This window comes from Micromonospora maritima, assembly GCF_902825405.1.
GTDB lineage: Bacteria > Actinomycetota > Actinomycetes > Mycobacteriales > Micromonosporaceae > Micromonospora > Micromonospora maritima.
The window spans coordinates 1-3,808 of record NZ_CADEAU010000497.1 but is presented as its reverse complement, the minus strand read 5'-3'; the positions used below and the strand labels follow the sequence as shown (position 1 = coordinate 3,808).

4 protein-coding genes and 1 pseudogene are annotated in these 3,808 nt (G+C 72.2%); 3 read left to right on the top strand and 2 right to left on the bottom strand.

The annotated features are described in order from the left end of the window. Positions 1 to 124: 124 nt before the first annotated feature. The 3 genes from HUW36_RS27810 to HUW36_RS27800 all read left to right on the top strand — a co-directional run bounded on the left by HUW36_RS27810 (position 125) and on the right by HUW36_RS27800 (position 2,065). A complete protein-coding gene (locus HUW36_RS27810) occupies positions 125 to 934 on the top strand; it encodes an SDR family NAD(P)-dependent oxidoreductase (RefSeq protein ID WP_174530844.1) in 810 nt (269 codons plus the stop codon). A 156-nt stretch (positions 935 to 1,090) separates the two neighbouring features. Further along, positions 1,091 to 1,630 (top strand): orotate phosphoribosyltransferase, encoded by a 540-nt coding sequence (gene pyrE / locus HUW36_RS27805; protein WP_091576739.1) that lies wholly within the window; start codon positions 1,091 to 1,093, stop codon positions 1,628 to 1,630. 57 nt (positions 1,631 to 1,687) lie between these two features. Next, a complete protein-coding gene (locus HUW36_RS27800; protein WP_007073957.1) occupies positions 1,688 to 2,065 on the top strand; it encodes an ArsR/SmtB family transcription factor in 378 nt (125 codons plus the stop codon). A gap of 216 nt (positions 2,066 to 2,281) precedes the next feature. Here HUW36_RS27800 and HUW36_RS27795 read toward each other — a convergent pair whose 3' ends face one another. Both HUW36_RS27795 and HUW36_RS27790 read right to left on the bottom strand, forming a co-directional pair. Next, a complete protein-coding gene (locus HUW36_RS27795) occupies positions 2,282 to 3,064 on the bottom strand; it encodes a DedA family protein (protein ID WP_174530845.1) in 783 nt (260 codons plus the stop codon). Between the two features lie 80 nt (positions 3,065 to 3,144). Further along, positions 3,145 to 3,808, bottom strand: a pseudogene (locus tag HUW36_RS27790) (polynucleotide kinase-phosphatase); the annotation flags it as partial.

The following is a 3,808-nucleotide window of genomic DNA, read 5'->3' as shown; positions in this document are numbered from 1 at the left end:
CGCCGTCGTCGGCCCCGCCCGGGCCGATGCCGCCGTCGTCCGCCCCCACCGGGTCGACGCCACCCCCGTACGCCCCGCCGGTGACGCCGCCGTCCGGGCCGACGCCACCCCCGGAGGACCGCCCGTGACCCCCGACCCCCATCCCTCCCGGCGCTGGGCGCTCGTCACCGGCGCCAGTCTGGGCATCGGCGAGTCGTTCGCCCGCCGGCTCGCCGCGGACGGCTGGAACCTGGTGCTCGTGGCCCGCGACTTCGCCCGGCTCGACGCCCTGGCGACCGAGCTGGCCGGCCGGCACGGCGGCGAGGTGAAGACGATCCCGGCCGATCTGTCCACCGACGACGGTTGCGCCGTGGTCGAGCGCCGGCTGACCGCTGGCCCTGCCGTCGACCTGCTGGTGAACAACGCGGGGATCAGTCTGAACACCCCGTTCGTCCGGTCGGGCGTCGCGGACGAGACCCGCCTGGTCCGGCTCAACGTGCTGGCGGTGCTCCGGCTGACCCACGCCGCCCTCGGTCCGATGATCGAGCGGGGGACGGGGGCAGTGATAAATGTCTCTTCGGTTGCGGGTTTCGGCGTACCCATGCCGGGATCGACGTACTCGGCCAGCAAGGCGTGGGTGACGAACTTCAGCGAGTCGATCGGCCAGTCGGTGGCTCCGCTCGGCGTACGCGTGATGGCGCTCTGCCCCGGCTACACCCGCACCGGCTACCACGAACGCGCCGGCATCGACATGACGCGCACACCCGCCTGGATGTGGCTGCGAGCCGACGACGTGGTCGCCGAAGGACTGCGTGACCTGGGAAAAGGCAAGTTGGTGAGCGTGCCGAGCTGGAAGTACAAGCTGGCCGTGGCCGGGCTGCGGCATGCGCCGAAGCGGTTGCTGCGCGGCGCCGTCCGGGACACCCGGGGGACCGTCGACCGGGGCCACGGCTGACGGTCGGGGGGTTCGCCGCCGACCCGGCCGCGCTCCCCGGCCCTGGATGGACGGTTGCGCAGCGTAGCCGGACATTGCCACTCATCGGTTGCCCGCCGGGTGATCGGGGCGGACCCCACAGACGGCGTCCAGACTTGCGAAGTACGCTCTATCGCCATGGGGGACCACGACGACCTGCGTAAATTCATCACTGACCTGGCTGTGGTCCACGGTCGGGTGGTGCTCTCCTCGGGCCGTGAGGCGGACTGGTACGTCGATCTGCGTCGCGTCACGCTCCATCACCGGGCCGCTCCGCTGATCGGCCGGGTGATGTGCGACCTCACCGCCGACTGGTCGTACGACGCGGTCGGTGGACTGACCCTGGGCGCCGATCCGGTGGCGGGCGCGATGCTGCACGCCTCGGCCGGCACCGACCGCCCGCTGGACGCGTTCGTGGTCCGCAAGGCGGGCAAGGCGCACGGGCTCCAGCGTCGGATCGAGGGGCCGGACGTCGCGGGTCGCCGGGTCCTGGCGGTGGAGGACACCTCGACCACGGGTGGCAGCGTGTTGACGGCGGTCGAGGCGTTGCGCGAGGCCGGAGCCGACGTGGTGGGTGTGGCGGTTATTGTTGATCGAGGCGCCGGCGACGCGGTGCGAGCCGCCGGATTGCCGTATCGGGCGGCCTATACGTTGGCTGACCTCGGCCTTGTGGCGTAAAAGTTTGCCGATTCGGATCTGCTGATATGCAGGCGGATCGATGCTGCTGGTGGAAGGATGGAATACGTGGGAACTGCGTTGGCTGAAATGACCATGCCTCAGATCTCGCCGCTTGCCGGCGAGCCGATCGAACGCGCCGACGCCGAGCGGCTGGCGGGGGTCCTCAAGGCCCTCGCCGACCCCGCCCGGCTCCGGCTGCTCAGCCTGATCCAGTCGGCTCCCGAGGGGGAGGCGTGCGTGTGTGACCTCACCGCGCCGCTCGGCCTCTCGCAGCCGACGGTCAGCCACCACCTGCGTATCCTCACCGAGGCCGGCTTGCTGGAGCGGGAGAAGCGCGGGGTCTGGGCGTACTACCGGCTGGTGCCGACCGCGATCGCCACGATCGCGGATCTGCTCACCCCGCCGCGGAAGCGGGCCACCAAGAAGGCTCGCTGAACCACGGCCCGTCCGAGGACGGGTCGGCCGGCCGAGGCCCCGGCGCGATGGCACGCGCGCCGAACCCGGCAGGTCGTCCCGACCCGGTGCGGGTGACCGGTGGCGTGCCAGGGTGGCGTCACCAGTCGCACGGTGACGGCTGTCGCCGTCCGTGCCCGACAGCTCGTACGCGAAGGCCGGCTCCCGTCCGGGGGCCGGCCTTCGGTGTTCGCGCGGTCAGCGGCGGTGCTGCCCGCCGTGCCCGTGCGGGTGGTCGTCGCCGTCGACGGCGTCGCGTACGGCCTCCGCCGCACCGGCCGCGGTCGCCGCGGCGATCACCGCCACCGCCTCGCCGCGCTTGCGCGCCTTCCGGTCGCGGAGGAACTCGAAGAAGATCGGCAGCACCGAGATCACGATGATCAGCGCGACCACCGGCAGGATGTACCTGTCGATCTTGTCGCCGATGGCGTCGTAGATCTGGCGGGCCAGCAGGTAGCCGATCAGCAGGATGCCGTCCACCCAGAGGATCGCGCCCACCACGTTCCAGATGAAGAACTGCCGGGCCGGCATGCCGAGCACCCCGGCCACCGGGTTGAGGAACGTCCGCACGATCGGGATGAAGCGGGCCAGCACCACGGCCTTGGCCGGGCCGAACTTCTGGAAGTAGTACTCCGCCTTCTCCACGTACTCCCGCTTGAAGAGCCGGGAGTTGGGCTTGTCGAACATGCGCCGGCCGTAGCGCGCGCCGAGCCAGTGCCCGAGCTGGGCGCCGGCGATCGCGCAGAGCGGGCCGCCGATCAGCAGCCCGGCCAGCGAGAGGCGGGTGCCGTCGCCGAAGATGGCGTCGGCCACCGGGGAGGCGGCCACCCCGGCCAGGAAGAGCAGCGAGTCACCCGGGAAGAAGAACCCGACCAGCAGACCGGTCTCGGCGAACAGGATCGCCCAGACGCCGATCATCCCGAAGGTGTGGATGAGATCCTTCGGGTCGAGCGGGTTCAGCGCCACGTTCTCGGAGATCATCCGGGTCTTCTCAGCTGTGTCCACGGCCACACAGGTTACCCGGGCCCGGTCCGGCGTCGCGCCGGACCGGGCCCATGCCCCTAGAGGCGGGGGTCCACCGGTTCGGACTCGCAGGCGAGGATGGCGAAGACCAGCTCGTGACGGCGCCAGAGCGGGGCGTCCTCGGCCAGCGCGTCCAGGGCGGCCAGGCCCAGGCCGTGCTCGCGCAGCGCCAGCCCGCGCTTGCGGCCCAGTGAGCGCCGCCGCAAGGCGGCGAGCTGCGCCGTTTCGGTGTACCCGGGGCCGTAGATGATCCGCAGGTACTCCCGGCCGCGGCACTTGATCCCCGGCTGGAGCAGCGAGCCCTTCGACGACCGGGCGGCCGGGCCGGCGTACGGCTTGACCACCATGCCCTCGCCGCCGGAACCGGTGAGCGCCAGCCACCAGTCGGTCGCGGCGTTCACCGCCGCCTCGTCGGCCAGCTCCACCACCAGCCGACGGGTCGGGGTGAAGAACTCCGGGTCGGCCGAACAGAGCCGGTCGGCGAGCGCCAGGTGCCACCCGTGGTCGCGGTCGGCGTAGCTCGCACCGGCGCCGGCCAGCACGGCGAACGGCGCGAGCGTCACTCCGCGCAGCCCTTCGGTGCGGCCCACGTACGCCCGGTACGCCGCCGAGTAGGCGGTGATCTCGGCCGCCCGCTCGGCGGTCCGCGCGTGCAGCTCCGCCACCGGCAGACCCCGGCCCGCGGCGGCGTCCAGCGTGGCG

What these genes read in the sequence shown, in the direction of transcription:
- pyrE (WP_091576739.1), top strand. Translation starts at nt 1,091, where the DNA reads ATGGGGGACCACGACGACCTGCGTAAATTCATCACTGACCTGGCTGTG.
- HUW36_RS27800 (WP_007073957.1), top strand. Translation starts at nt 1,688, where the DNA reads ATGGAATACGTGGGAACTGCGTTGGCTGAAATGACCATGCCTCAGATC.
- HUW36_RS27795 (WP_174530845.1), bottom strand. Translation starts at nt 3,064, where the DNA reads ATGATCTCCGAGAACGTGGCGCTGAACCCGCTCGACCCGAAGGATCTC.